The sequence below is a fragment of the Aeromonas sp. FDAARGOS 1402 genome (assembly GCF_019046925.1).
GTDB classification, from domain to species: domain Bacteria; phylum Pseudomonadota; class Gammaproteobacteria; order Enterobacterales; family Aeromonadaceae; genus Aeromonas; species Aeromonas caviae.
In genome coordinates this window covers 4,539,074-4,565,480 of sequence record NZ_CP077201.1, presented here as the reverse complement: position 1 = coordinate 4,565,480, position 26,407 = coordinate 4,539,074, and the positions used below count along the sequence as shown (strand labels likewise).

Genomic DNA, 26,407 nt, shown 5'->3' with positions numbered 1-26,407 from the left:
GGCGGCACAAAAAATTTGATGCCGGGAGCTTGAAAGCCACAGTGGCAGGCCCCACCTAGCCGTTAACGTATCAAGGCGAGCCCCTCGCCAGTTTATTCAAAGTATTTGGAGATTCGTCAAATGGGTAAAATCATCGGTATTGACCTGGGTACTACCAACTCCTGCGTCGCTATTCTGGATGGCGACCATGCTCGCGTGATCGAGAACGCGGAAGGCGACCGTACTACTCCGTCCATCATTGCCTATGCCGATGACGGCGAAATCCTGGTTGGTCAGCCGGCCAAGCGCCAAGCCATCACCAACCCGAAGAACACGCTGTTCGCCATCAAGCGTCTGATCGGCCGTCGTTTCGAAGATGACGAAGTACAACGTGACCTGAAAATCATGCCTTACGCCATCGCCAAGGCCGACAACGGTGACGCCTGGGTTGAAGTGAAAGGCAAGAAAATGGCACCGCCGCAGATCTCTGCCGAAGTGCTGAAAAAGATGAAGAAGACCGCCGAGGACTACCTGGGCGAGCCGGTGACCGAAGCCGTCATCACCGTACCGGCCTACTTCAACGACGCCCAGCGTCAGGCCACCAAGGATGCCGGTCGCATCGCCGGTCTGGACGTCAAGCGCATCATCAACGAGCCGACTGCGGCTGCGTTTGCCTACGGCGTCAACAAGGTCAAGGGCGAGCGCAAGGTTGCTGTATACGACCTGGGTGGCGGTACCTTCGATATCTCCATCATCGAGATCGACGAAGTCGAAGGGGAAACCACCTTCGAAGTACTGGCAACCAACGGTAACACCCACCTGGGTGGTGAAGACTTCGACAACCGCGTCATCAACTACCTGGTTGACGAGTTCAAGCGCGAGCAGGGCATTGACCTGCGCAACGACCAGCTGGCCTTGCAGCGTCTGAAAGATGCAGCCGAAAAAGCCAAGATCGAGCTCTCTTCTGCCCAGCAGACCGACGTCAACCTGCCGTACATCACAGCAGATGCCACCGGTCCGAAGCACATGAACATCAAGGTGACCCGCGCCAAGCTGGAATCCCTGGTGGAAGACATGGTGAAAGACTCCCTGGAGCCGGTTCGTGTCGCCCTGAAAGACTCCGGTCTGGCGGTTGGCGAGATCGACGACGTCATCCTGGTGGGCGGTCAGACCCGTATGCCGCTGGTTCAGAAGACCGTGGCCGACTTCTTCGGCAAAGAGCCGCGCAAAGACGTCAACCCGGACGAAGCCGTGGCCATGGGGGCTGCCATCCAGGGTGCCGTACTGTCCGGTGACAAGACCGACGTACTGCTGCTGGACGTGACTCCGCTCTCCCTGGGGATCGAGACCATGGGCAGCGTGATGACCGCGCTCATCGAGAAGAACACCACCATTCCGACCAAGAAGTCCCAGGTGTTCTCCACCGCCGAAGACAACCAGTCTGCCGTGACCATTCACGTGCTGCAGGGTGAGCGCAAGCGCGCCAGCGACAACAAGTCCCTGGGCCAGTTCAACCTGGAAGGCATCCGTCCGGCACCGCGCGGTCTGCCGCAGATCGAAGTGACCTTCGACATCGACGCCAACGGCATCCTGCACGTCTCTGCCAAAGACAAGGAGACCAACAAGGAGCAGAAGATCACCATCCAGGCCTCTTCCGGTCTGTCTGATGACGAGATCGAACGTATGGTACGCGAAGCCGAAGCCAACGCGGCCGAGGACAAGAAGTTCGAAGAGCTGGTGCAGGCCCGCAACCAGGCTGACGGTCTGGTCCACTCCGTGCGCAAGCAGGTCACCGAAGCCGGTGAAGCCCTGCCTGCCGACGAGAAGACCAAGATCGAGACTGCCCTGAGCGAGCTGGAATCCGCCATCAAGGGTGACGACAAGGCTGCCATCGAAGCCAAGCAGCAAGCGCTGCTGGAAGCGTCCCAGAAGCTGATGGAGATTGCCCAGCAGCAGGCTCAGGCGCAAGGCGCCGCCGGTGCTGACGCCGGTCAGTCCTCCTCTTCTGCCAAGGCTGACGACGACGTGGTCGACGCCGAGTTCGAAGAAGTGAAAGACGACAAGAAATAAGCCCGACCCGGATGGGCGAAGTCCGCTTCGCCCATCGGCTCAGAATCTGTTCACGGTCTGTCGCGAGAGGCCGTCAGCAAGGTAAAGAGCAGCGCAGGAACCGGAGCGTATAGATATACGTGAGGATTCCGAGCAGCACATGAGCCTTGATCACGGCTTCGTAGTAAGAGTGTGAGCAGATTCGTCAATGAATTTACGGGCGTTGGGTAACCAACGCCCGTCTGCGTAACTGCTGATATAGCAACAGGATGAGTATGTCGAAGCGCGATTTCTACGAAGTGCTCGGGGTGTCGAAAGGTGCCGACGAGCGCGAGATCAAGAAGGCGTACAAGCGTCTGGCCATGAAGTATCACCCGGATCGCAACCAGGGTGATGCCGGGGCTGAAGAGAAGTTCAAAGAGGTCAAGGAAGCCTACGAGGTCCTGACCGACGAGAACCTGCGTGCCCGTTATGACCAGTACGGTCATGCCGGGGTGGATCCGAGCCAGGGTGGCGGCCACGGCGGCTTTGGCGGTGGTGCCGATTTCGGCGACATCTTCGGCGACGTGTTTGGCGACATCTTCGGTGGTCGCGGGGGCGGTCGTCGCGGCCCGGCCCGTGGCGCCGATCTGCGCTACAACATGGAGCTGACGCTGGAAGAGGCGGTGCGCGGGGTCTCCAAGGAGATCAAGATCCCGACCCAGGTCCACTGCGAAGTGTGCAACGGCTCCGGTGCCCATACCGGCAGCTCTGCCCAGACCTGCCCCACCTGCCACGGCTCCGGCCAGGTGCAGATGCGCCAGGGCTTCTTCGCGGTGCAGCAGCCCTGCCCCCACTGTCACGGTCGCGGCAAGATCATCAAGGATCCGTGCCGCAAGTGCCATGGGGAAGGGCGCTACCAGAAGACCAAGACCCTGTCGGTCAAGATCCCGGCCGGGGTCGACACCGGGGATCGCATCCGTCTCTCCGGCGAAGGGGAAGCGGGGGAAACCGGCGCATCGGCGGGGGATCTCTACGTACAGGTTCACGTGCGCGAGCACGAGATCTTCGTCCGTGACGGCAACGACCTCTACTGCGAAGTGCCCATCAGCTTCACCACGGCGGCGCTCGGCGGGGAGATTGAAGTGCCGACCCTGGATGGCCGGGTCAAGCTCAAGGTGACCCCGGAGACCCAGACCGGCAAGCTGTTCCGCCTGCGGGGCAAGGGCGTCAAGTCCGTGCGCTCCGGCCAGGTGGGGGATCTGATGTGCAAGGTGGTGATCGAGACTCCGGTCAAGCTGACCGAGACCCAGAAAGATCTGCTGCGCCAGCTGGACGACTCCTTCAGCGGCGCCGCTGCCAAGACTCACAAGCCGAAATCCGAAGGCTTCTTCGAAGGGGTGAAACGCTTCTTCGACGACCTGACCAAATAAACGCGACCCGCGTTACCCAAGCCGGCACGGATGTGCCGGCTTTTTTTTTGGTTCTTCGCGGGATCTTGGGGAAGTGGAAGTTGACAGACAGGGTGCTGGTAAACTGGCTGTCTCCAAACACACCACCACCATCACCCTGCTGTCGCCGTGCATCATATTGATATTGCCTCCTTCTGGCCAGGTTATACCGTCATCGCCCAAGCGCTTTCTGCCAACCATCACACCCTGTTTACCCTTGAGCCTCGCGCCGACCTGTTGCCCCGTTGTCGCCGATGCCTGCAACCCACGCCATTGATCCACGACCAACGTATCCGCCGGGTGCGTGAGCGAGACCTATTTGACCGACAAGTCTGGTTACAACTGCCTGTTCGCCGCGTCGACTGTCTGCGCTGTGGTCGCGTCAGTGAACATATCGACTGGCTCCCCTCTGGCTCCCGCCTCACCCGGCGCATGCAGTGCTGGATTGAAGCGCTCGTTCAGTACCTCCCCATCCGCCATGTCAGCCAGCTCACCGGGGTCGGTTGGCACACCATCAAGGAGATCGACAAGCGCCGTTTGCAGACCAGTGTGGGCACCATCGAACTTGGGGAGGTGCGGCGGCTGGTGATGGATGAGTTTGCCCTGCACAAGGGACACCGCTATGCCACCGTGATCATGGATGCCGAGCGAACCCGCGTCCTGTGGGTGGGGCACGGCAACAGCCGGGCCGCTATCCGTCCCTTCTTCGAGCAGCTCGGCGAGCGATGCCAGCAGATTGAGGCGGTGGCGATGGACATGAACACGGCGTTCGACCTGGAGGTGAAGCAACACTGCCCGCAGGCGGAGGTGGTCTACGACCTGTTCCACGTGGTGGCTCGCTATGGCCGAGAGGTGGTGGACCGGGTGCGAGTGGAGCAGGCGAATGCACTGAAAAGCGATAAACCGGCGCGAAAAGTGGTCAAAAGTGCGCGTTGGTTGCTGCTACGTAATCGGGCGAAGCTGAGTGAAAAACAGGATGTGAAGTTGCAGGAGCTGTTGGCGGCGAATCAACCGCTGGCGATGGTGTACGTGCTGAAAGAGGCGTTGAAGGGCATCTGGTATGCGCCGAGCGTGTGGGAAGGATGGCGACGATGGCGGAGCTGGATGCGGCAGGTGAAGGAAAGCGGGCTAGCGCCGCTGCAACGATTTGGTCGAAATTTATCGAAATATATGCGGGGGATCCTGGCGAGTGCAAACTACCCGATGCACACGAGTGTGCTGGAAGGGGTGAACAACAAGATCAAAGTGATAAAGCGTATGGCATATGGATTTAGGGACTCAGAATACTTTTTTCTGAAAATCAAGGCGGCCTTCCCCGGAAAGCCGCGATGAACCTTTTTTTTTGCCCGCCATCTGGCCTGGATCCCCCCTTATTGAGTGGATCCCGATGAGGGATCCTCCTCACAACTTCCACCAATTCCTCCTGTACAAATGTTATCCCGCTCACACTCCTGCTGAAACGGTTTAGCTGGCATATTGAGTCAGCTAAAGCGGTTTAGCTATCCTCAGCTCGTCAACAACAACAGAGCCCGGACGGGCGACAGAAGACAGGTGAGGACGATGACGATGTTCAAGAGCAAGTTGGCGCTGGCCGTGGCGCTGGGATTGGGAATGAGCAGCCCGCTGTGGGCGGCGGATGGTGGTATCGAAGCCAGGCTGGCGGCGCTGGAGGCGCGGGTGCAGGCAGCCGAGGCGCGCGCCACCGCTGCCGAAGCGCGGGCCGATGAGGCCCAGAGCAAGGCAAACGAAGCCCGCGAGACCGCCGTGGTTGCCAAGGCCCAGAGCGAGAAGGTGGACAAGCAGACCGCCGGGGCCCAGGGCTTCGAGTTCCACGGCTATGCCCGCTCGGGCCTGCTGGTGAACGGCAACGGCAATGGTGGCCGCGGCGGCCCCTACATCACCCCGGCCGGCTCGGTGGGCGGCGCCGTGGGTCGCCTTGGCAACGAGGATGACACCTACATGGAGGCCAACCTGCTGAAGACCCAGACCTTCGACGATGGCAGCTGGGCCCGCTACAAGCTGATGCTGGCAGACGGGGTGGAGACCAGCAACGACTGGACCGCCAGCGATTCCAGCCTCAACACCCGCCAGGTGTTTGCCGAAATCGGCGATCTGGCGAGCTTCAGCGGTCCTTTCCAGCACTCGGTGCTCTGGGCGGGCAAGCGCTTTGACCGGGACAACTTCGACATCCACTGGCTCGACTCGGACGTGGTCTTCCTGGCCGGTACCGGCGGCGGCGTCTACGACGTGCAGCTGGCCGACAGCTGGAAGGCGAACTTCTCCCTCTACGGGCGCGACTACGGCGACATCAGCGCGAGCGGTCTCTCCGACATCGAGAGCTACATCCTCACCATGAACAACCGCGTTGGCAACTGGCAGTGGATGCTGAACGGCCTCTCCGCCAAGGATAACGAGGCGCGCATCAACGACGGCGGCGCGGGCAGCGAAGCGGCGAACAAGGGTGCCCACACCCTGGTGGCCTACCACGCCGACAGCTTCTTTGGCATCAACCCCGGTTTCTCCAAGGCGGCGGTGCTGTATGGCCACGGTCTGGGTGCCGAGCTCAAGGGGCTGGGCTCCGACAGCGAGCTGCTGCCGGATGCCGATGCGGTGCGGGTCGCAGTGTTTGGCGCCACCGATCTTGCGCCCCGCTGGCGTGTGGCCCCGGCCCTGCTGGCCGAGCACAGCCAGGATCGTTACGTGAAAGGGGACGAGTACCGCTGGGTGACCCTCAATGGCCGCCTGGCCCAGGTGCTGAGCCAGAACGTCGAGCTGGTTTACGAGGCGACCTGGCAGTACATGGACCTCGATCCCAAGGGCTACAAGGGTCGTCAGGCGGTGAGCGGCGATTTCACCAAGCTCACCTTCGCGCCGACCTTCAAGGCGCAGACCGCCGGCTTCTTCGAGCGGCCCGAGCTTCGGGTGTTCGCCACCTGGATGGACTGGTCCTCCGAGCTCGACAACTACGCCAGCTCCGATGCCATGGGCCAGAGCAACTTCACCGCCGGGGGCGAGTGGAACTTTGGCGTGCAGATGGAAACCTGGTTCTAGTTCGTTATCCCGATCACAAAAATGGCAGGCGGCCCCGGGATCTGTTGGTTAGCTAAAACGGTTTAGCTGATAATGCGGACCCAGAACCCGGGGCTGACCCCGGCAAATCCTGTGCAGCAGTGGAGTAGCAACAAGGTGACGAATCGTGTGTGGGTAATGGGGGATGCGGTAGTGGACTTGATCCCGGAAGGGGAGCAGCACTACCTCAAATGTCCGGGTGGCGCACCGGCCAACGTGGCGGTGGGCGTTGCCCGGCTCGGCGGGGAGTCGGCTTTCATTGGCCGGGTCGGCGCGGATCCCTTCGGCCGCTTCATGGGGGAGACCCTGGCCAGGGAGGGGGTCGACATTCGCCACCTGATCCAGGATCCGGCCCATCGCACCAGCACGGTGCTGGTGGATCTCGATGAGGCAGGGGAGCGCAGCTTCACCTTCATGGTGCGCCCCAGTGCCGATCAGTTCCTGAGCCCCGCCGATCTGCCGGTCTTCCAGGCCGGGCAGTGGCTGCTGACCTGCTCCATTGCGCTCGCCAACGAGCCGGTGCGCAGCAGTTGCCTGCAAGCCATGGCGACCATCCGGGCCGTCGGGGGGCGGGTCTGCTTCGACCCCAACCTGAGGCCAGAGGTGTGGGGCAACCCTGCCGAGATGCTGCCCGTGGTGCGCGAGGCCATGGCCCTCGCAGACGTGGTCAAGCTCTCGGTGGAGGAACTGCAACTGCTGAGCGGTCTGGACGATCTGGCGGCGGGGCTTGCCACTCTTTCAGGCCCGGCCCTGGTGTTGGTGACCCGGGGGGCGGGGGGCGTGGTGGCCCGTCTGGGTGGCGAGTTGCTGGAGTGGGTGGGTCCCAAGGTGACGCCACTCGATACCACAGGGGCGGGGGACGCCTTCGTCGCCGGGCTGCTGGCGGCCTTGGCCGAACGGACCTCGCTGCTGACGCAGGCCGAGCTGCCCGCCATTCTGGCTCAGGCCCACGGCTGCGGGGCGCTCGCCACCACCGCCAAGGGGGCGATGACGGCACTGCCCACCCGCACCCGGCTGGATGAATTTTTGCGATCAGGCGCAGACGGCTGTTGATCCGCGGCTAGAACCGCGGGTCGACAGACCCTACTCTCATGTGACATGGGCCTGCCGACGGCGGGCCATAAGAGGAAGAATATGAATATCAGTGCGATAGCCCAGAATCTGGTACCCCTGCTCGGGGGCAAGGAGAACATCGTCAGCGCCGCCCACTGCGCCACCCGGCTGCGGCTGGTGCTGGCGGACGACAGCAAGGTGAACAAGGCCGCCATCGACAAGCTGGAGGGGGTCAAGGGGTGCTTCAGCAACGCCGGCCAGATCCAGGTCATTTTCGGCACCGGCCTGGTCAACAAGGTCTATGCGGAGTTCGTCACCCTGACCGGGACCGGCACCGCCAGCAAGGCGGAGCTGACCGACATGGCGACGGCCAAGCTCAACGTGGCCCAGCGTCTGGCGCGGACCCTCTCCAACATCTTTGTGCCCATCATTCCGGCCATCGTCGCCTCTGGCCTGCTGATGGGGCTGCTCGGCATGGTGCGCACCTACGGCTGGGTCAACGCCGACAGCGCCCTGTTCGTCATGCTCGACATGTTCAGCTCGGCAGCCTTCATCATCCTGCCGATTCTCATCGGTTTTACGGCGGCGCGCGAATTCGGCGGAAACCCCTATCTGGGGGCGACGCTCGGCGGCATTCTCACCCACCCGGCCCTGACCAACGCCTGGGGCGTGGCCGGGGGCTTCAAGACCATGGACTTCTTCGGCCTGGATGTCGCCATGATCGGCTACCAGGGCACCGTCTTCCCGGTGCTCTTGGCAGTCTGGTTCATGTCCCACCTGGAGAAGCAGCTGCGCAAGCGCATCCCTGACGCCCTGGATCTCATCCTCACCCCGTTTTTGACCGTCATCATCACCGGCTTCGTGGCGCTGCTCTTCATCGGCCCCGCCGGGCGGGTGCTGGGGGATGGCATCTCGTTCGGTCTGAGCGCTCTCTATGAGCAGGCAGGCTGGCTGGCGGGTCTGGTGTTTGGCGGCACCTATTCCCTTATCGTCATCACCGGCATCCACCACAGCTTCCACGCCATCGAGGCGGGGCTGCTGGCCAACCCTGCCATCGGCGTCAACTTCCTGCTGCCCATCTGGGCCATGGCCAACGTGGCCCAGGGTGGGGCTTGCCTCGCGGTCTACTTCAAGACCCGCGATGTGAAGATCAAGGCCATCACGGTGCCGGCGGCCATGTCCTGCCTGCTCGGCATCACCGAGGCGGCGATCTTCGGGGTCAACCTGCGCTACATCAAGCCCTTCCTGGCCGGTCTGTTCGGCGGGGCCTGCGGCGGCGCCTACGTGGTGGCGGCCAAGGTCGGCATGACGGCGGTGGGCCTGACCGGCATCCCGGGCATGGCCATCGTCCAGCCCATGAGCCTCATCCACTACGTCATCGGTCTGGTGATCGCCTTTGGCGCTGCTTTCGCCGCCTCCTACCTGCTCAAGTACAAGGTGGAGTGATGAAGGAAAGCTATCTCCTGAACCAGGTTGTCCGGTCCCTGCTGGCCGGACAGCTGAAGGCGGCGGCCGATCCCCATCGGCCCCGCTGGCATCTGGCAGCCCCGGTGGGGCTGCTCAACGATCCCAACGGCTTCATCGAGCACGACGGGCGCTACCATCTTTTCTACCAGTGGAACCCGCTCGGTTGCGAGCACCGCAACAAGGGCTGGGGGCATGTCACCTCCACCGATCTGCTGCACTGGCAGCACGAGCCGGTGGCGCTGCTGCCCACCGAGGCCTATGAGAGCCACGGCTGCTATTCGGGCTCGGCGGTGAGCGACGAGCAGGGGCGTCTGACCCTCATCTATACCGGCAACGTCAAATACCCGGACGGCAGCCGCACCGCCTACCAGTGTCTGGCCCGTGCCGACGGTGCGGGGGGCTTTGCCAAGCTGGGACCTGTGCTGGACCTGCCCGCAGGCTACAGCGGCCATGTGCGCGACCCCAAGGTGTGGCACGACGGTCGGCAGTGGTTGATGGTGCTGGGGGCTCGTACCCTGGACGATCGGGGTGAGGTGCTGCTCTATCGCGGTGACACCCTGGATGCCTGGACGCTGGTGGGCCCCATCGCCGGCAGCGGGCGCGGCGGTCTCGGGGAGTTTGGCTACATGTGGGAGTGTCCGGACCTCTTCCCCCTGGGAGATCGCCATGTGCTGATCAGCTGCCCCCAGGGGATTGCCCCGCAGGGAGAGGATTATCGCAACCTCTACCAGTGCGGCTGGCTGGCGGGTGACTTCGACGGGACGCACTTCGCCCACGGGGCTTTCCACGAGCTGGACAGGGGATTCGAGTTCTATGCCCCCCAGACTACCCAGGATAGCCAGGGGCGGCGCCTGCTGTTCGGCTGGCTGGGCTTGCCGGAGGAGAACGAGATGAGCCAGCCCACTCTCGAGCACGGCTGGATCCACCAGATGAGCTGCCCGCGGGAGCTGTTCTGGCAGGATGAGTGGCTCTGCCAGCGGCCGGTGGCAGAGCTGGGCGCCCTGAAAGGGGAGCAGACCCGCTTCGAGGGGGCGCCGGACGAGCTGCCTGCCCTGGCCATCGACTCGGCCTGGCTCGATCTGGCGCTGTGCGGTGAAGGGCGCCTCGGGTTCGGGGCCGTGGTCGAGCTGGTGTGGCAGCCGGGGCGTCTTGTGCTGCGCCGCCAGAACTGGCAGAGCGGGGAGTGGGAGGAGCGAAGCGCCCCCTGGCTTGGGGGCAAGATCACCGTCTTGTGTGACCGCTCCAGCCTGGAGTGCTTCGTCGATGGCGGGCGCCAGAGCTTGTCGACCCGTTACTTCCCCGGCGAAAACCCAGTACTTTCCGCACGTTGCGGTGGTGATGGCAGCAAAATTTGCCTCGATCACTGGCCGCTGGCGACCTGCCTAGTACAATAGCCCGGTCTCAGTGTGCCGGGAGGTCAGGTGGAGAAGAAGAAACGGATCACGATTGCCCAGATAGCCACGCTTGCGGGGGTCTCCAAGGCCACCGCCAGCCTGGTGCTCAACGGCAAGAGTGCGGAATACCGCATCGCCGACGATACCCGCAAGCGGATCCAGGCGGTGGCGGACGAGTGCCACTATCAGCCGAGCATCCATGCCCGCTCCCTGCGGGAGGTGCGCAGCTACACCTGGGGGCTGGTGATCCCCGACCTCACCAACTTCGGCTTCGCCAGCATCGCCCGTGCCCTGGAGGCCCGCTGTCGGGAGGCGGGGATCCAGCTGCTCATCGCCTGCTCCGAGGATGACCCCACCCTGGAGCAGCGGGTGGTGGACAACCTCATCAGCCGTCAGGTGGATGGCCTCATCGTCGCCTCCAGCGGCCACAGTGACGACATCTATGCCCGCATCCACGACCGCTTGCCGGTGGTGCAGCTCGACCGCCACATCGGTGAGTCGCGCCTGCCCATGGTGATCTCGGACGCCTGCAAGGCCACCGCCGAGCTGGTGCAGGACATGACCCAGGATTGCGGGGAGGAGATCTACTACTTCGGAGGTCTGCTGGATCTTTCCCCCAGCCGCCACCGGCTGGCGGGTTACGAGCTCGGATTGCACCGGGCCGGGCTGGAGGCCACTTCAGACCGGGTCCGCCACCGTGACTACCAGCCGAGCTCGGGCTATCAGCTGATGTCTGAGCTGGTGGACGAACTCGGGGCACCGCCGAAGGGGCTTTTTACCGCCTCTTTCACCCTGCTGGAGGGGGTGCTGCGCTACCTCAACGAGGCGGGACTGATGGAGACCGGCATGCGCCTGTGTACCTTCGACGATCACGATCTGCTCGACTGCATCCCCATGCGCATCGATTCCGTGGCCCAGGATTGCCCGGCCCTGGCCCGGGCCGCCTTCGAGATGATGCAGCAACTCATCGCGGGCAATCCCCCAGCCCAGACCGCCCAGGTCATTAACCCCAGGGTGCGCTGGCGCAGCCGCCGCTAGGCACACGGCTTCCCTTTCCTGTGAAAAAGCCCCGCCGGATCCGGCGGGGCTTTTGTGCTGCGACTGGTATGAGGGCGTCAATCGGTAATGCTGGCTCGCCAGAAGATCTGCTTGATGTGAGGGTGCTCCCCGAGCGTGTTCATCAGGGCATCGAGCTTGGTGCCATCGATGGCGGTGGCGAGCAGCGCCGCCGAGATCTCGAGATCCTGATCGCCGAAGGGGGTGATGTCGAGTTCGCTCAGGGGGTAGTGGGCCTGCTCCAGCATCTGCTCGAGCCAGGGCAGCACCTCCTTCTGGTGAGCGCGGCCGATGAGAGCGGTCACGTGATAGGTCACTTCGGTGTCCATGTTGTCCACCGGGTCACGGTTTATCTGGTTGACCAGGGGGCGCAGCAGGGTGTTGGCGGCCAGCACGAAGAGGGCGCCGAGGATGGCCTCCAGGGCGAACCCGGCGCCGCAGGCGGCCCCGACCGCGGCCACGCCCCACAGGGTGGCTGCTGTGTTGATGCCCCGGATGTTACCGGATTCCCGCATGATGACGCCAGCGCCGAGAAAACCGATGCCGGAGACGATGTAGGCCACCACGTGGACGACCCCGTAACTGCCGCCATGCAGGTCATAGATGCGCTGGGCCAGGTTGACGAACAGGGCCGCCCCCACGGCGACCAGCACGTTGGTGCGAAGACCGGCGGTGCGCTGGCGGTACTGGCGCTCCAGGCCGACCAGGCTGCCCAGCACGAAGGCGAGCAGCAGGCTGGCCAGGGTGTCGAGCAGGGCGAGAAAATCGAGTTGTTGCCACATTCTCATGAAGGGTCTCCTCCTGGGGATGCCGACCAGCCTGCTCCCCCGGGTTGCGTGAGAGATGGGGGGCAAGGTCGACATCGTGGTGAATGCAAGGGCGCGACCCGCCTCCTGACGGGGCGGGATGGCGCAGAACAGGGTACAGGCCCTTCACGGTTGCCCGGGAAGGACCTCGCCTCGTTCGAGGGTCAATGGCTGGTGGTGGCGTCGTCCCCGGCGCGGGGGCGCAGTTCCCAGCGTACCGGGTGGACAGCCCCGACCTGGTGGATGAACTGCACCAGATAGCGGCGCTGGGGCGGCGTGCAGTAGAGGCTCAGCACCAGCACGCGGCCTTCACCGCGCCCGGGCTTCATGGACTGCAGAGGACTGAGTCCGGCCGGTTGCAGGGTGTGGCTCACCGCCGCCAGCACCTGCTCCATGTCGGCTCTGTCTTCGCAGCGGATGTGCAGCCGATAGAGGTGCTGACGCCGTCTGCCACGTTGCCAGAGTGGTCGCAGGCCCCGTCCCAGTCTGCTCAGCAGGGAAGGGGATTTGTCAGCGACAGAGTTGTTTGAAATCAAGCGCATAGCAGCCTCCTTTTGGGAAGCAGAAACTATGCAGGCAAGGTGTCGGGGGATGAGTCCGCGTCACCTGACGTCAAGTGTGAAAAGCGGGGAAAAGAGGGATCCACTTCTCGCAGGGTGGCGAGTCGCGGCAGAGAATAACCTGCGGCTAGCTCGCGACCAGGGTGCCGACGACGAGGGTCGGCGTGCGTCTGTCACTTGATGAGTTGCCCACCGATGGTCTCCGCTAGTGATAAAGAGGCGACATGGTAGCCGATACGGCGGCCTGGGTAAACCCCGAGCCCTTGATAGCAACATATTGAAACATAATAAAAAAGAGATGAAAGCGCCGGTGAAGGGAGCCCTCTTCCCTTCACCGGCGGGCCCTTGGGGGGTTACCGGGTCTTGTCGATGCCCAGGTATTTGAGCATCAGTTTTTCATAGATGGGTTCGGTGTCGCCCACCTGCATCTTGTGCAGGAAATACTTCTCGAACGCTATCTTGGCCAGGTGGACCCACTTCCCTTTCTTGAACCAGGCGACGTTGCGCGGCGGGATCTGCGGCATGGCCACGAAGGCGGCCCCTGTGTCCCCCATGTCCGCCAGACAGATGGCATTCCACACCGCCCGGGTGACCGGGGGCTGGCCGTCCAGCTCCGCCTTGATGTTGTGGCTCAGGGTGCGCACCATGGCCTCGATCATGTAGCCGGTCTTGGGCACCCCGGTCGGTACCGGCGTCTTGTGCTGGGGCGGGATGGCGATGCAGACACCGGCGGCGTAAATCTGCGGGAAGACAGGGTTGCGCTGGTGTTCGTCGACGATGACGAACCCGCGGGGATTGACCAGCCCCTCGAGGCCCCGCAGGGGGCTGATGCCGGCGAAGGCGGGCAGCATCATGGCATGCTTGTAGGGGAGGCTGTGGGTGCGCTTGACGTTGCCATCTTCATCCAGCTCCTCCACCGTCATCACCCCATCCCTGGCCGCCACGGTGCGGGCATTGCAGATCCATTGCATGTCGCGCATGCGCAGCTCGCTCTCCAGCATGCCCTTGGAATCCCCCACGCCGTTGAGGCCGAGGTGACCGATGTAGGGTTCGCTGGTGACGAAGGTCATGGGCACGTCCTTTCTCACCTTCTTGTCGCGCAGGTGGCGATCGAGGATGAAGGCGTATTCGTAGGCCGGGCCGAAGCAGGAGGCGCCGGGCATGGCACCGACGATCACCGGACCCGGTTCGTCGAGCAGCCCGTTGACACTGTGCAGGCACTCCTCTGCGTGGGAGAGGGTGCAGACGCTGGCGGTGCCGCCCGCCGTCGGGCCTGCTCCCTGCACCTCTTCAAAGGCGAGTGCGGGGCCGGTGCAGAGCACCAGAAAGTCGTAGTGCAGGTGCTGGCCATCGGAGAGGCGGATCTGCTGTTCGAGGGGTTGCAACCCGGTCAGGGCGGCGTGGATGAAGCGGATCCCCTTCTTCTTCACATGAGGCTCTATGGGGAGGGAGATATCCTTGCGCTCTCGCCACCGGACCGCAATCCACGGGTTCGAAGGGTTGAATTCAAAGTCGGGTTTGTCGTTCACCAGGATGACGTCGTGCTGCTTGCCGAGTTCGGCCTTGAGCTCGTAGGCGGCCGACATGCCCCCCAACCCTGCCCCGATGATGATGATGGTTGCCATAATGAGCCTCCGCTCTATTACACGGCTCCTGTGAGCCAATATGTCCGCCTGCCTATTTGAGCCCCATTCGCCTGAGCACGGCGGCGGCGGGACAGAACCCGGTGAACGCGCTCTGGATCAGGTTGACCCCGACAAAGACGCTCAACCAGACAAAGCCCGGGTGGACCCAGGCCGTGAGCAGCAGCGACAGCAGCAACATGCCACCCGCGACCACTCTGACTCCGTTATCGACGGTCATTTCTCGTCTCCTTTTGTTTAGTGATTGCTAATTTAGAGTTGTTTTATACAATAGAACAAATATCAGCAATTGCTAATTTAATCTTATGAGCCACTTCGACGAGATGAACCGACATGCGACAGCCGCCGCCGGCCTGCTCAAGGCGCTGGCTCATCCCGAACGCCTGATGGTGCTCTGCCAGCTGGTGGAAGGGGAGAAGGGGGTCGGGGAGCTGCTGGCCCACAGCCAGCTCGGGCAGTCGGCCTTCTCCCAGCAACTGTCGGTATTGAAGCGCCAGGGCCTTATCCGCTCGCGCAAAGTCTCCCAGCAGATCTACTACTCCCTGGTGAGCGAGGCGGCGGCCGATGTGCTGGCGGCGCTGCAAACCCATTTTTGTCACTCAGATGAGGAAATTCGATGATGGAAAGCCAATGGCTGCTCTCGTTGGGGGGCGGCATGCTGGCGGGGCTCTCGGCCCTGATCCTGATGTTGTTCAACGGCCGGGTGGCCGGGATCAGCGGCATTCTGGCCGGTGCAATGCAGTACAAGACCCCCTGGCGGGTGCTGTTTCTGCTGGGATTGGGACTGGGGGCCTGGCTGGCGCTGACCCTGGGTTGGGCCACCATGCCCGCCTTTGATGCCTTGCCCGGCTGGCCCGTGGTGTTGCTGGCCGGCCTGCTGGTGGGAATCGGCACCCGCCTTGGCAATGGCTGCACCAGCGGTCACGGCATCTGCGGCATGGGGCGGCTGTCGACGCGCTCCGTGGTGGCGACGCTCACCTTTATGGGGATGGGCGTGGCGACCGTGTTCTTTACTCACCACATGTTTTGACGGGTTGATTGCCATGAAATTGCTGACAAGTGTGTTTGCGGGTCTGTTGTTCGGGCTGGGAATGGCCCTCTCCGGGATGATGGATCCGGCGCGGGTCACCGGGTTTCTCGATCTGGCCGGTGCCTGGGATCCCAGCCTGGCCTTCGTGATGGGAGGGGCCCTGGCTGTCTTCATGCCGGGCTACTTCCTGCTGGTGAAACCCCGTCGTCTGAGCCTGCTGGGGGAGCCCATGGCCCGGGTTCCCGCTCCCGTGCTGGATCGCCGCCTGATTGGCGGGGCCGCACTGTTCGGGATCGGTTGGGGCCTGGTGGGCATCTGCCCAGGGCCTGCCTTGAGTCTCATTTCCAGCGGACAGCCCATGATATTGTTGTTCATCGGGGCCATGGCGGCCGGGATCCTGCTGGTGGACAAGGTCTGGAACAGGGTGCTGGAGAAGGCTCGCCAGCACCGTATTGCCTGAGTTTTCAAGGTGCCCATGAGCCAGGGAAGGAGAATCATGATGAACACAATCCGGTTGCTGGTGACCACCCTGCTGGTCATGACATCCACCCTGGTGGCGGCCGAGGAGGCCAAGGGGTCGCTGACGCTCACCCCGCAGCGCGTCACCGACTGGCTCACCCTGAGCGGTACCGTGAGCGCCATTCATCAGGGGACGGTCGCGGCCCAGACCAGTGGCCGGGTCTCCCGCATGTTGGTGGATGTGAACGACGAGGTACAGGCCGGGCAACCCTTGCTCGAGATAAGCGGCAAGGAGCAGTCTGCCGCCGTGACCGGCGCCGAGGCGCGGGTGGCCAGGGCCCAGGCCCAGCAGGTGGAGGCCGAGCGCCAGCTCACCCGTTATCAGGCCCTCATCGCCAAGGGGGTGATCACCCGGGCCCAGCTCGACAACGCCCAGGCAACGGATCGGGCCGCCCGCGCCGAGGTCAATGCCGCCGAGGCCGCCCTCATCCAGGCCCGGGAAGCCTACGGCTATACCCGTATCCTCGCCCCCTACGCCGGGGTGGTGACCAGGCGGCTGGTGGAGCTGGGGGAGACGGTGGCCCCCGGTACGCCGCTGCTATCCGGTTTCTCCCTTGGCGAGCTGAGGGTGGAGCTGGAGCTGCCCCAGTCCGCGCTGGCTCTCGCCGGCCAGCCGTCGGATGTGCAGGTGCTGCTGCCCGGTGGCAAGGCCGTGACTCCCGTCAAGCTGACCCGCTTCAACTACGCCGACAGCCAGAGCCACAGTTTCCGGCTGCGCCTCGATCTGCCGCCGAACACGGCAGGGGTGCTGCCCGGCATGTGGCTCAAGGTGCAGCTCAAACAGGGTGAGCGTCAGGTGTTGCAAGTGCCGGAGCCCGCCCTGCTGCGGCAGGGGGAGTTCAACGGCGTCTACCTCAAAGAGGGGGAGGGATGGGCCCTGACCCCGGTGCGGGTCGGCCACTGCGAGGCTGGGCTGTGCGAGGTCCTGGCGGGTCTCAAGGGCGGTGATACCCTGGCCCCCGATGCCTGGAGCCGTCAACAGGAGGTGTCCCATGAGTAGCGATCTGAACGACAACCATGGCCACCTGGGGCCGGCGGGTCGGCTGGCGGCCCTGTTTCAGGGCTCGGCCATCACCCCGCTGCTGGCGCTGGTGGGGCTCTTGCTCGGCCTCTTTGCCGTGCTGGTGACCCCCAAGGAGGAGGAGCCCCAGATCGATGTCACCTTCGCCGACGTCTACATTCCCTTCCCGGGTGCCAGCCCTGCAGAGGTGGAGTCCCTCGTCACCACCCCTGCCGAGCAGGTGGTCTCCCAGATAAAGGGGATAGATACCCTCTACTCCTTCTCCCAACCCGATGGCGCCCTGCTGGTGGTGGTGTTCAAGGTGGGGGTGAGCCGGGAGCAGGCCATCGTGGATCTCAACAACCAGCTCGACTCCAACCGCGACTGGTTGCCACAGGGGATCGGAGTCGGTCAGCCACTGGTAAAACCCCGGGGGATCGATGATGTTCCCATCGTCAGTCTGACCCTCTGGAGCAAGCAACTGGGGGCCCCCGATCTGACCCGGGTCGCCCACGAGCTGGAGACCGAACTCAAGCGCATTCCCGGTACCCGGGACATCTACAGCCTGGGGGGCCAGCGCGCCGTGCTGCGGGTGATGCCGGACCCGGCGGCCCTCAGCGCCCATGGCATCAGCTGGGGCGAACTGAGCCAGCGACTTGCGGCCGCCAACCGGGTGGGCAGCGAGCAGGCCGTGGTGCAGGATAACCGGGAAATCAAGGTGCAGGTGGGGCAGTTCCTGCAAAGCGAGCAGGAGGCCCGCGAGCTGGTTGTAGGGTTGCAGGGCGACAAGCCCGTCTATCTCGGTGAGGTGGCCCGGGTGGGGCTTGGGGAAGAGACCCCGGTCCAGCGAAGCTGGATGGGGCAGGGGCAAGCCAGCTACCCGGCGGTGACCCTGGCCATCGGCAAGCAGCCGGGGCAGAACGCGGTGGAGGTGGCCAAGCGGGTGGAGGCACGGGTCGAGAGCCTCAGGAACCGGCTCATCCCGGCTGGCGTCGAGGTGACGGTGACCCGTGACTACGGCGTCACCGCCGAGACCAAATCCAACACCCTCATCGGCAAGCTCATCTTTGCCACCACGGCGGTGGTGTTGCTGGTGCTGGTGAGCATGGGGTGGCGCGAGGCGCTGGTGGTGGGGGTCGCCATCGTCATCACCCTCGCACTGACCCTGTTCGCCTCCTGGGCATGGGGCTTTACCCTCAACCGGGTGTCCCTCTTTGCGCTTATCTTCTCCATCGGCATCCTGGTGGATGACGCCATCGTCGTGGTGGAGAACATCCACCGCCATCGCGGCCTGGGCAAGGGGTCCCTCAAGGATCTCATTCCGGGCGCGGTGGACGAGGTGGGGGGGCCGACCATACTGGCGACCCTGACCGTCATCGCGGCCCTGCTGCCCATGGCCTTCGTCAGTGGCCTGATGGGCCCCTACATGAGCCCCATCCCCATCAATGCCAGCATGGGGATGCTTATCTCCCTGCTGGTGGCCTTCATCTTCTCCCCCTGGCTGGCCAATCACCTGCTCAAGCGCGAGGGGCATGTCGCCCACGGGGAGGCCAAAGTCGGGCTCTTTCACCGTCTGATGACCCCTTTCCTGATGGGGGCGGGTGCCAAAAGAGCGAGACATAAGCTCTGGCTGGTCATTCTGCTGCTGGTGGCGGGGGCGGCCGTCATGCCCGTGGTGCAGTGGGTGGTGCTCAAGATGCTCCCCTTTGACAACAAGTCGGAATTCCAGCTGGTGCTCGACATGCCGGAGGGGGCGACCCTGGAGCAGACCGAGCGCACCCTGCTGGCGGTGGGTCGGGAGCTTGCCAGGGTGCCCGAGGTGAAGGATTACCAGATCTACGCCGGCACCGCCGCCCCCATCAACTTCAACGGGTTGGTGCGCCACTACTTCATCCGCAGCGGCGCCAACGTGGGGGACATCCAGGTCAATCTGGTGGACAAGCATGAACGGGATCGCAGCAGTCACGAGATTGCCCGGTCGGTGCGTGCGCCCTTGCAGGCCATCGCCAGTGCGGCAGGGGGCAACCTCAAGGTAGTGGAGGTGCCCCCGGGACCGCCTGTCTGGTCACCCATCGTCGCGGAAGTGTATGGCCCGACGCAGGCCGCCCGTGAAGCCGCTGCCCGCGCCGTACAGGCCCGCTTTGTGGCCACGGCGGATCTGGTGGACGTGGACATCTATCTGACCGACCCTCAGCCCAAGTGGCGGCTGGTGGTGGATCGCGCCCAGGCGGCCCTGCTCGGGGTCGATCTCGGGGATCTGGTGGCTACCCTCAACGGGGGCGTGGGTTATCAGGATGCCAGCTGGCTGCAGGGGCAAGGCGCCAAGTATCCGGTACCGATCCGTATCGAGCTCGCCCCCGGTGACAAGCGGGATCTGACCGGCATCCTGGCTCTCAAGGTACGCAGCCAGAGCGGCCAGCTGGTGCGGGTCTCCGAGCTGGTGAGCCGTCGTGACGAGGTGGCCCCCAGCTACCTCATGCACAAGAACATGCAGCCCATGGTGATGGTGGTGGCTGACATGGGCGGCCATACCGACAGCCCGCTCTACGGCATGTTTGCCGCCGGTGCCGACATCTCGCTGCCACAGTATTACGTGCATCAGCCCGACAAGCTGGGGGAGGTGGCGCTCTTGTGGGACGGGGAGTGGAAGATAACCTACGAGACCTTCCGCGATATGGGGCTAGCCTACGGAGTGGGGATGATCCTCATCTACCTGCTGGTGGTGGCCCAGTTCCGCTCCTATCTGGTGCCGCTCATCATCATGGCCCCCATTCCGCTCACCCTCATCGGGGTGATGCCGGGTCACGCCCTGCTGGGGGCCCAGTTTACCGCCACCTCGATGATCGGGATGATCGCCCTGGCCGGGATCATCGTGCGCAACAGCATCCTGCTGGTGGATTTCATCGAGCAGCAGCGGGCGAGTGGCGTGGCGTTCGAGCAGGCGGTGATCGAGGCGGCGCAGGTGCGAGCCAAACCCATCATGCTGACGGCGCTGGCGGCCATGATAGGGGCGCTTTTCATCCTGGATGACCCCATCTTCAATGGCCTCGCCATCAGCCTGATCTTCGGGATCCTGGTTTCCACCCTGCTCACCCTGGTGGTGATCCCGCTGCTCTACTACAGCCTGCTCGTTTGCCGAAGTCAGAGGTAAACACAGGGGGCACGTGCCCCCTGTTTTCTGGCATCACACCGCCTCGCGGGCATCGCAGGTTTTCATCAGGGGGAAATAACGGCGATCCGCCTGGCTCATGTGACCCACGACCAGCTCCTGGATGATGAAGTTGAGCAGGGCATCGTTGCCAAGGGTGCCCGCCTGTGCGGCCGCCATCAGCTGGCCGGCTTTTTTCAGCAGATGCTGGTGCTCCTGGCGATGGGCCGCCAGCTCCTCATAGCCGTATTGCGCGAGGACCTGCTCTTCGAGGAGGAAGTGCTGGCGCGCCATCTCGAATATCTGCGCCATGTCTGCCAGTAAGGCATCCGGATGGATGCCGGGATCCTGCATGTGCTCGAGCAAGCGGTTGGCCAGCAGGTAGAGCTGGCGGTGGTCCGCATCGATGCGGGGGTGGCCGCATGCGTGGGCGGGCTGCCATTGCAGGGTGCCGGGGAGGGGATCCTGCCCGGTGGAAAACAGGCAGACCCTGCCCCGGCCATGGTGCTTGGCCTGATACATGGCCTGATCGGCGTGGTGCATCAGGGTCTTGGGATCGGCGCCGTGATCCGGGTAGAGGGCGACCCCTATGCTGCCGGAGATGCGCAGCGCCTGCTGTTCAAGCTGGAAGGGGTGATGCAGGCAGCGGTGCAGCTTGTCGGCGACCGCGAGGCCTGAGGCATCCGTATCGGGCAGCATGATCACGAACTCGTCCCCCCCAAGGCGTGCCACCAGGTCTTCTTCCCTGACGCACTCCCCCATGCGCTCGGCCACCAGCTTGAGCAGCAGGTCGCCGGTTTCGTGGCCGAAGGTGTCATTGATGGGCTTGAAGTGGTCGAGATCGATGAAGACCAGGGCCAGGGGCTGCTGTGGAGCCTGCTCCAGGGTCTCCTTGAGCCGCTGTTGCAGCAGGCGGCGGTTGGCCAGGCCGGTGAGGGGGTCATAGAAGGCGAGGCGGCGCATCATCTCTTCCCGGGCCGAACGTTCGGTGACATCCCGGGTCACCCCCAAAATGGCGTCCGGTCTTGTACTGGTGCTGCCGTGCAAGGTGGTGACCGTCTCGATGGTCACCAGATGACCCTGCTTGTGGCGCAGCTGGGAGTGAATGACGCACCGGGTCTGTCCATGATCCCCCCGTTGCCAGGCCTCGAGGGAGACGGTGATGCCGTCGCGAAGCTGTTTCCAGGACTCATCGGGGAGCAGCTGGCGCAGGGAGAGGGCAAAGAGTTCGGCGGGTTCATAGCCGCTCAGGGATGCGATGGCGGGGCTGATGTAACGAAAACGCAGGCTATTGGTATCCATGGTCCAGATCACGTCGCCGCTGTTCTCCGCCACGAAGCGGTAGTGCTGCTCGCGCTGGGCCAGTTCCCGGGTGAGCCGCTGTCGGTCACTGGCCTCTTCCCGCAGACGCAGATAGAGGTGCAGGAAGACGCCGAGCAGGGCCAGCAGGGAGAAGGAGATCAGCATGGCGATGGCCACGCTCCTGTCGAGCAGTTGGCGCTGCTGGCGAAGGCTCGCCTGGGTACTGTTGTAGAGGAAGGGGGTGAGGTTGGGCACCGCCTTGATCATCCCGGCCTCCTGGTAGGTGCGGGCGATCTGCTGCCAGCGATCCTGCTGCATGTAGCCGGGCTCGATGATGTCGGGTTGCATCAGGGCCCGGGTTTCACGGGCCTCGAAGGCGAGCGCCTCGCGCCCGGCCCCGCTGGGGTAGTGCTCCAGGATCAGGTTGATCATCTCCTCGGGATGATCCATGGCATAGCGCCACCCCTTGAGGCTGGCCTGCAAGAAGCGCTGGACCCGTTCCTGCTGGTTGAAGACCTCATTTTCCGAGGTGAAGAGGTTGTCTCCGTAGAAGTCGTACCCGATGTCGCGGGGACTGAACACCCGGTAGGGAATGCCCTGTTGCTGCAGGGTGAAGGGCTCGGTTGTGCTGTAGGCGCTGATGGCGTCCGCCTGGCCCCTCAGCAGTGCCTGTACCCCCCGCTCGTAGGGCAGGGTCTCCCACTGCCGGCTGCGGGTGTAGCGATGCAGGTAGGTGAGCAGCTCGTTGGAGCCGGGTTCGAGCATCAGCCGCTTGTTGGCCAGATCGCCCGGGGTCTGGATATCCGGCCGCTCCAGGGTGATGAGCATCAGGGGGGAGTGCTGCAACATGGCGGCGAGCACCACCACAGGGCGACCTGCTGCCCGGGCCAGCAGCAGATCGCTGCCGCGGATGCCGAACTGGGCGCGACCCGTGGTGACTTCATTGATGACGTCGGTGCCCGGCCCCGCCTCCCGCAGGGTGACCTGCAGGCCGGCCTCCCGGTAGAACCCCTTGGCGATGGCGGCGTAGTAACCGGCAAACTGGAACTGGTGCTGCCAGGGAAGCTGCAGGATGACGCGCTCATCCGCCCTGAGGTGAGCCGTGGTCAGGGTGGCAATCATCACCCAGAAGGGCAGAAGCAAGCGTACAGGCTGGCGAGATGCATCGGACTCCGTCATACCGCTGTTCTCTCGGGAGGTGCTCTTCTGGCTAGAGTCAAACAATTTCCTGTTATTCGCAAGGGGAGCAAGCCCCAATAAGATGGGGCGCGGGAGGCAGTAAAAGTCATTTTTGTGTCATTCATCACGTCAATGGGCGTCACGGCTCATTTTGAAACCTTGTCAACCCGTCACCGGCCCGGTGACAAGGGCATAAGGTGTCATTCCAGGAGGGGTGGCTGCCGCCTCTCTTCTCGCCTGTTAATGATAAGCTGCATGTTTTCGGCGACTCCCTCTTGTCTTCTCCTGTCGTATCAGAAGTTGATGCTCTTGCCCCGATCGGGTGTCGACCTGTGGCGGTCGGGGGACGCCTTCCTTCGTTCAGGGTGGTATGGTAGTCATCCGTTTCCTGTTTTCCGAGAAGGTCCTGTCATGTCTTCCTTGCGCCTGCTGCTCTCCGATTCCCACGATCCCCTGTTCAACCTCGCGGTGGAGGAGTGCATTTTTCGCCAGATGGACCCGGCCCAGCGGGTGCTGTTCCTGTGGCGCAACGACAATACGGTGGTGATAGGCCGGGCCCAGAACCCCTGGAAGGAGTGCAACACCCGCCGCATGGAAGAGGACGGGGTGACCCTGGCCCGGCGCAGCAGCGGGGGCGGCGCCGTGTTCCACGACCTTGGCAACAGCTGTTTCACCTTCATGGCGGGCAAGCCCGGCTATGACAAGAGCGTCTCCACCACCATCGTCATTGATGCCCTCGCCAGACTCGGCGTGAGCGCTTTTGCCTCTGGGCGCAACGACCTGCTGGTGGCGACCCCGGACGGGGATCGCAAGGTGTCGGGTTCGGCCTACCGGGAGACCCATGATCGCGGCTTTCACCACGGTACCCTGCTGCTGGACGCCGATCTCGGCCGCCTCGCCCACTACCTCAATCCCGACCCCAAGAAGCTGGCGGCCAAGGGTATCAGCTCGGTGAGAAGCCGGGTGGCGAACCTTGGTGAGCTGTTGCCTGGCCTGGGTCATGAGCAGGTGGTGCAGGCCCTGTGCGACGCCTTCTTTGCCCATTACGGTGAGGTGGTGCCGCCCGAGCACATCTCCCCCGAGCGGATGCCCGACCTGCCCGGCTTTGCCGAGACCTTTGCCCGCCAACGCAGCTGGGAGTGGAACTTCGGCCATGCTCCCGCCTTCAGCCACCTGCTGGAGGAGCGTTTCCCCTGGGGTGGGGTCGAGCTTCATTTCGACGTGGAGAAGGGGGTGATAGGAAGGGCACAGATCTTCAGCGACACCCTGGACCCTGCGCCCCTGGATGACCTGGCCGCACGCCTGCCCGGGGTGGCCTATCGTCCCGACGCCATCGCCGCGTTGCTGCGTCAGTGGCGGGCGACGTTTTCGGCCAACCCCGAGCTGGAAGGGTTTTCGGCATGGCTGCTGACCGCCCTGCGCTGACCTTGCCCATGACCAGGATCACAAGATGAACAGGGGAAAAGAGGGAAGAGGGGGCGCGGCGCCCGTCAGGGCGCCAACATGACAAAAAGTAGGGCAGACCATTAGTTATTGTCTCTGTTGATAGAGGTGTCACTGGAGTATAAAAACCGCACCTCAGCAGTATCAATGGTATAAAAATGAATCACTTGGTCTATCTGAAAGATGGGGGCGTCAACGCCGTCTCCCCCGAATTCGCCCGCCATTTTGCCACCGTCAAAGCCCACTTCTTCTCCCGCAATCCCGATCTCTGGCCGGTCTTTCGCGAGCCCGGCTTTGCCACCCTCAACGAGTTTCGCGCCCGTGGACTGGCGCCGGATGCGCGGCTCAATGCCTGGCCCGATGGTCGCGCCCGTCTGGCGGATCTCTGCGAAACCATGCCGGTGCCGGCCACCATGCGCACCCCGGGGGAGCCCATGGCGGAGCTGCTGTTTGCCGGCGCCTTGTCAAAGGATTGGGAGAACCCCTCCAGCGTCGAGAACGTCATCACCATGTCGGCGGATCCCGCCATCTATGGCGCCCAGATGGGCATATTGGCCAACCCCAACCTGGTCTACTCCGAATACGCCGGGGTGGCGGAGGAGCTGGAGAAGAAGGTGGTGCGCCAGATAGCGCTGCTGGCGGGTTATGACCCGGCCCGCGCCACCGGCATCTTCACCCAGGGAGGGACGTTTTGTAACCTCTACGGCTACCTGCTCGGCATCCGCAAGAGCCTGCCACAGGCCAAGCACAAGGGGCTAGGCCATTATCAGGACTACCGCATCATCAACTCCCAGGGCGGTCACTACTCCAACATCACCAACCTCTCCCTGCTCGGGGTGGACATCGAGAACAAGACCATCCGCATCCAGGTCGGCGAGAACAACGACATCGATCTCGACCACCTCGAGCGTACCCTGACCGCCTGCTTCGCCCTTCATCACGTGGTGCCCACCATCATGCTCACCATGGGCACCACCGACACCTTCGGGGTGGATCAGGTCAAACCCGTGGTCGAGCTGCGGGACAGGCTCTGCGAGCGCTTCGAGGTGGCGGTCAGGCCCCACATCCACGTCGACGCCGCCATCGGCTGGTCGATGATCTTCTTCCTGGATTACGACTTTGCCGCCAATCCGCTCGCCATCAACGCCGCCACCCTGGCGGGGATCGAGCGCAACGTGAGCCGCTTCGCCGAGCTCAGATATGCCGACTCCTTCACCGTGGACTTCCAGAAGTGGGGTTATGTGCCCTACACCTCCAGCCTGGTGATGATAAAAGAGCAGGACGATCTCAAGGCGATGGAGAACGATCCGGAGAACTTCTCCTACTTTGAGCGGGACATCCAGGGTCAGACTCACCTGCAATCCACCATCGAGTGTTCCCGTGGGGCGAGCGGCCTGTTCGGTGCCTATGCGGCCCTCAACTACCTGGGGGTGGAGGGGTATCGCACCGTGCTGGCCCACTGCCTGCAAAACGCCAACTACTTCCGCTTCCGGTTAAGCCAGCTCGGCAACGTCAAGCTGGTGGCCCAGGAGAACCAGGGGCCGAGCGTGGGCTTCAAGATCTACAACCCCGAGTGGGTACAGGACCCGGAAGCCGAATTCGCCTTCGAGCTGGCGCGCTCCAGCGATCCCGCCTACAAGGCGCGCTTGCAGCGCAACACCGACTACCACCGCAGCCTGTTCAAGGGACGCGGCAAGGTGGGGCTCTACACCAACTGGGTGGAGGCCATCGCTCACTCCGACTATGACTCTCGCGGCAAGTACTCCTATATCGCCGGGGAGAAGGCGGTCTTCATGAACCCCGCATGCGGCCGTGAGCAGATCGACGCCTTTATCGCGCATATTCGTGGCTGAAGAGCCGCATCTTGTGATGTCATAAATAAAAACGGCGGGATAATCCCGCCGTTTTTATGGCTCAAGGCAGTGGTTACCGTTTCTGGATAGCGGTCACGGTGAGCTTGCCGGCCGGGTTTTCGGCGTGAAAGCGCACCGCATCCCCCACTTTCAGATCCTTGAGCAGTGCGGGATCGGCCACCCGAAACACCATGGTCATCGCCGGCATCTTGAGGTTCGCGATGGCCTCGTGCTTGATGCCGACCTTGCCGTTGGCCGCGTCGATGCGGCTGATGACCCCCTGGGTCATCGCCATCTCGTTCATGCCTTCCATCTGGCTCATCTGGCCCATGTCGTGGCCGGCATGGTTCATCATCTCCTCGGCCTGCAGGCCGGTATGGGTGGCAAGGCCAAGCAGCAGGATCAGGGTCAGCGTCTTGTAGTTCAT

General features: G+C 63.5%; 21 protein-coding genes. 15 read left to right on the top strand and 6 right to left on the bottom strand.

What is annotated here, in order from left to right; all coding sequences use genetic code 11:
* Positions 1-120 precede the first annotated feature (120 nt).
* From dnaK to I6L32_RS21270, 8 genes are all read left to right on the top strand, one after another.
* Positions 121-2,049: a molecular chaperone DnaK gene (gene dnaK, locus I6L32_RS21305; RefSeq protein ID WP_010673646.1), complete on the top strand. Its 1,929-nt coding sequence runs from the start codon at positions 121-123 to the stop codon at positions 2,047-2,049.
* Positions 2,050-2,303: 254 nt separating this feature from the next.
* Positions 2,304-3,440 (top strand): molecular chaperone DnaJ, encoded by a 1,137-nt coding sequence (dnaJ, locus tag I6L32_RS21300; RefSeq protein ID WP_045524008.1) that lies wholly within the window; start codon positions 2,304-2,306, stop codon positions 3,438-3,440.
* 147 nt (positions 3,441-3,587) lie between these two features.
* Positions 3,588-4,790 (top strand): ISL3-like element ISAeme19 family transposase, encoded by a 1,203-nt coding sequence (locus I6L32_RS21295; protein WP_084865641.1) that lies wholly within the window; start codon positions 3,588-3,590, stop codon positions 4,788-4,790.
* 228 nt (positions 4,791-5,018) lie between these two features.
* Positions 5,019-6,509, top strand: coding sequence for a carbohydrate porin (locus I6L32_RS21290; RefSeq protein WP_080944225.1), 1,491 nt, complete (start codon positions 5,019-5,021; stop codon positions 6,507-6,509).
* A 156-nt stretch (positions 6,510-6,665) separates the two neighbouring features.
* Entirely contained in the window at positions 6,666-7,580 is a 915-nt protein-coding gene (locus I6L32_RS21285) for an aminoimidazole riboside kinase (RefSeq protein WP_254203907.1), read from the top strand.
* Positions 7,581-7,661: 81 nt separating this feature from the next.
* Positions 7,662-9,026, top strand: coding sequence for a sucrose-specific PTS transporter subunit IIBC (locus I6L32_RS21280; RefSeq protein WP_201890230.1), 1,365 nt, complete (start codon positions 7,662-7,664; stop codon positions 9,024-9,026).
* On the top strand, positions 9,026-10,441 hold the full coding sequence (locus tag I6L32_RS21275) for a sucrose-6-phosphate hydrolase (protein ID WP_216944467.1): 1,416 nt from the start codon (positions 9,026-9,028) through the stop codon (positions 10,439-10,441). Before I6L32_RS21280 ends, I6L32_RS21275 begins: the two co-directional genes overlap by 1 nt.
* Positions 10,442-10,468: 27 nt before the next feature.
* A complete protein-coding gene (locus I6L32_RS21270; protein WP_045524014.1) occupies positions 10,469-11,479 on the top strand; it encodes a substrate-binding domain-containing protein in 1,011 nt (336 codons plus the stop codon).
* 77 nt (positions 11,480-11,556) lie between these two features.
* Here I6L32_RS21270 and I6L32_RS21265 read toward each other — a convergent pair whose 3' ends face one another.
* The 4 genes from I6L32_RS21265 to I6L32_RS21250 form a co-directional block, all read right to left on the bottom strand.
* Positions 11,557-12,285 (bottom strand): MgtC/SapB family protein, encoded by a 729-nt coding sequence (locus tag I6L32_RS21265; RefSeq protein ID WP_041213246.1) that lies wholly within the window; start codon positions 12,283-12,285, stop codon positions 11,557-11,559.
* A gap of 182 nt (positions 12,286-12,467) precedes the next feature.
* Entirely contained in the window at positions 12,468-12,845 is a 378-nt protein-coding gene (locus tag I6L32_RS21260) for a hypothetical protein (RefSeq protein ID WP_045524016.1), read from the bottom strand.
* A 371-nt stretch (positions 12,846-13,216) separates the two neighbouring features.
* A complete protein-coding gene (locus I6L32_RS21255) occupies positions 13,217-14,488 on the bottom strand; it encodes an NAD(P)/FAD-dependent oxidoreductase (RefSeq protein ID WP_039039227.1) in 1,272 nt (423 codons plus the stop codon).
* Between the two features lie 52 nt (positions 14,489-14,540).
* Positions 14,541-14,726, bottom strand: a complete 186-nt coding sequence (locus tag I6L32_RS21250) for a DUF2892 domain-containing protein (RefSeq protein WP_039039226.1) — start codon at positions 14,724-14,726, stop codon at positions 14,541-14,543.
* A gap of 85 nt (positions 14,727-14,811) precedes the next feature.
* On the opposite strand from I6L32_RS21250, the gene I6L32_RS21245 reads away from it, so the two are divergent.
* From I6L32_RS21245 to I6L32_RS21225, 5 genes are read left to right on the top strand one after another with little or no spacing between them, the layout of a single operon-like run.
* Entirely contained in the window at positions 14,812-15,126 is a 315-nt protein-coding gene (locus tag I6L32_RS21245) for a helix-turn-helix transcriptional regulator (RefSeq protein WP_039039225.1), read from the top strand.
* A complete protein-coding gene (locus I6L32_RS21240; protein ID WP_042881673.1) occupies positions 15,123-15,536 on the top strand; it encodes a YeeE/YedE family protein in 414 nt (137 codons plus the stop codon). Before I6L32_RS21245 ends, I6L32_RS21240 begins: the two co-directional genes overlap by 4 nt.
* 13 nt (positions 15,537-15,549) lie before the next feature.
* The gene (locus I6L32_RS21235) at positions 15,550-15,996 is read left to right on the top strand and encodes a YeeE/YedE family protein (RefSeq protein ID WP_039039223.1); all 447 of its coding nucleotides are present in this window, start codon (positions 15,550-15,552) and stop codon (positions 15,994-15,996) included.
* A gap of 39 nt (positions 15,997-16,035) precedes the next feature.
* On the top strand, positions 16,036-17,055 hold the full coding sequence (locus tag I6L32_RS21230; RefSeq protein WP_216945257.1) for an efflux RND transporter periplasmic adaptor subunit: 1,020 nt from the start codon (positions 16,036-16,038) through the stop codon (positions 17,053-17,055).
* Positions 17,048-20,206, top strand: a complete 3,159-nt coding sequence (locus tag I6L32_RS21225) for an efflux RND transporter permease subunit (RefSeq protein ID WP_216944466.1) — start codon at positions 17,048-17,050, stop codon at positions 20,204-20,206. The genes I6L32_RS21230 and I6L32_RS21225 overlap by 8 nt, the downstream gene beginning before the upstream one ends.
* Before the next feature lie 33 nt (positions 20,207-20,239).
* On the opposite strand, the gene I6L32_RS21220 is transcribed toward I6L32_RS21225, so the two are convergent.
* A complete protein-coding gene (locus tag I6L32_RS21220; protein ID WP_254203906.1) occupies positions 20,240-22,627 on the bottom strand; it encodes a diguanylate cyclase in 2,388 nt (795 codons plus the stop codon).
* Between the two features lie 468 nt (positions 22,628-23,095).
* On the opposite strand from I6L32_RS21220, the gene I6L32_RS21215 reads away from it, so the two are divergent.
* Positions 23,096-24,109 (top strand): lipoate--protein ligase, encoded by a 1,014-nt coding sequence (locus I6L32_RS21215; protein ID WP_216944464.1) that lies wholly within the window; start codon positions 23,096-23,098, stop codon positions 24,107-24,109.
* 176 nt (positions 24,110-24,285) lie between these two features.
* Complete coding sequence (locus I6L32_RS21210; RefSeq protein WP_216944463.1) at positions 24,286-25,980, top strand: pyridoxal-dependent decarboxylase; 1,695 nt, start codon at positions 24,286-24,288, stop codon at positions 25,978-25,980.
* Between the two features lie 73 nt (positions 25,981-26,053).
* On the opposite strand, the gene I6L32_RS21205 is transcribed toward I6L32_RS21210, so the two are convergent.
* Positions 26,054-26,407, bottom strand: a complete 354-nt coding sequence (locus tag I6L32_RS21205; RefSeq protein ID WP_216944462.1) for a copper-binding protein — start codon at positions 26,405-26,407, stop codon at positions 26,054-26,056.

Excerpts from the sequence above, each read along its gene's own strand:
- dnaK (WP_010673646.1), top strand. The coding sequence starts at position 121 with ATGGGTAAAATCATCGGTATTGACCTGGGTACTACCAACTCCTGCGTC.
- dnaJ (WP_045524008.1), top strand. The coding sequence starts at position 2,304 with ATGTCGAAGCGCGATTTCTACGAAGTGCTCGGGGTGTCGAAAGGTGCC.
- I6L32_RS21290 (WP_080944225.1), top strand. The coding sequence starts at position 5,019 with ATGACGATGTTCAAGAGCAAGTTGGCGCTGGCCGTGGCGCTGGGATTG.
- I6L32_RS21285 (WP_254203907.1), top strand. The coding sequence starts at position 6,666 with ATGGGGGATGCGGTAGTGGACTTGATCCCGGAAGGGGAGCAGCACTAC.
- I6L32_RS21280 (WP_201890230.1), top strand. The coding sequence starts at position 7,662 with ATGAATATCAGTGCGATAGCCCAGAATCTGGTACCCCTGCTCGGGGGC.
- I6L32_RS21275 (WP_216944467.1), top strand. The coding sequence starts at position 9,026 with ATGAAGGAAAGCTATCTCCTGAACCAGGTTGTCCGGTCCCTGCTGGCC.
- I6L32_RS21265 (WP_041213246.1), bottom strand. The coding sequence starts at position 12,285 with ATGAGAATGTGGCAACAACTCGATTTTCTCGCCCTGCTCGACACCCTG.
- I6L32_RS21260 (WP_045524016.1), bottom strand. The coding sequence starts at position 12,845 with ATGCGCTTGATTTCAAACAACTCTGTCGCTGACAAATCCCCTTCCCTG.
- I6L32_RS21255 (WP_039039227.1), bottom strand. The coding sequence starts at position 14,488 with ATGGCAACCATCATCATCATCGGGGCAGGGTTGGGGGGCATGTCGGCC.
- I6L32_RS21250 (WP_039039226.1), bottom strand. The coding sequence starts at position 14,726 with ATGACCGTCGATAACGGAGTCAGAGTGGTCGCGGGTGGCATGTTGCTG.
- I6L32_RS21245 (WP_039039225.1), top strand. The coding sequence starts at position 14,812 with ATGAGCCACTTCGACGAGATGAACCGACATGCGACAGCCGCCGCCGGC.
- I6L32_RS21240 (WP_042881673.1), top strand. The coding sequence starts at position 15,123 with ATGATGGAAAGCCAATGGCTGCTCTCGTTGGGGGGCGGCATGCTGGCG.
- I6L32_RS21235 (WP_039039223.1), top strand. The coding sequence starts at position 15,550 with ATGAAATTGCTGACAAGTGTGTTTGCGGGTCTGTTGTTCGGGCTGGGA.
- I6L32_RS21230 (WP_216945257.1), top strand. The coding sequence starts at position 16,036 with ATGAACACAATCCGGTTGCTGGTGACCACCCTGCTGGTCATGACATCC.
- I6L32_RS21225 (WP_216944466.1), top strand. The coding sequence starts at position 17,048 with ATGAGTAGCGATCTGAACGACAACCATGGCCACCTGGGGCCGGCGGGT.
- I6L32_RS21220 (WP_254203906.1), bottom strand. The coding sequence starts at position 22,627 with ATGATTGCCACCCTGACCACGGCTCACCTCAGGGCGGATGAGCGCGTC.
- I6L32_RS21215 (WP_216944464.1), top strand. The coding sequence starts at position 23,096 with ATGTCTTCCTTGCGCCTGCTGCTCTCCGATTCCCACGATCCCCTGTTC.
- I6L32_RS21210 (WP_216944463.1), top strand. The coding sequence starts at position 24,286 with ATGAATCACTTGGTCTATCTGAAAGATGGGGGCGTCAACGCCGTCTCC.
- I6L32_RS21205 (WP_216944462.1), bottom strand. The coding sequence starts at position 26,407 with ATGAACTACAAGACGCTGACCCTGATCCTGCTGCTTGGCCTTGCCACC.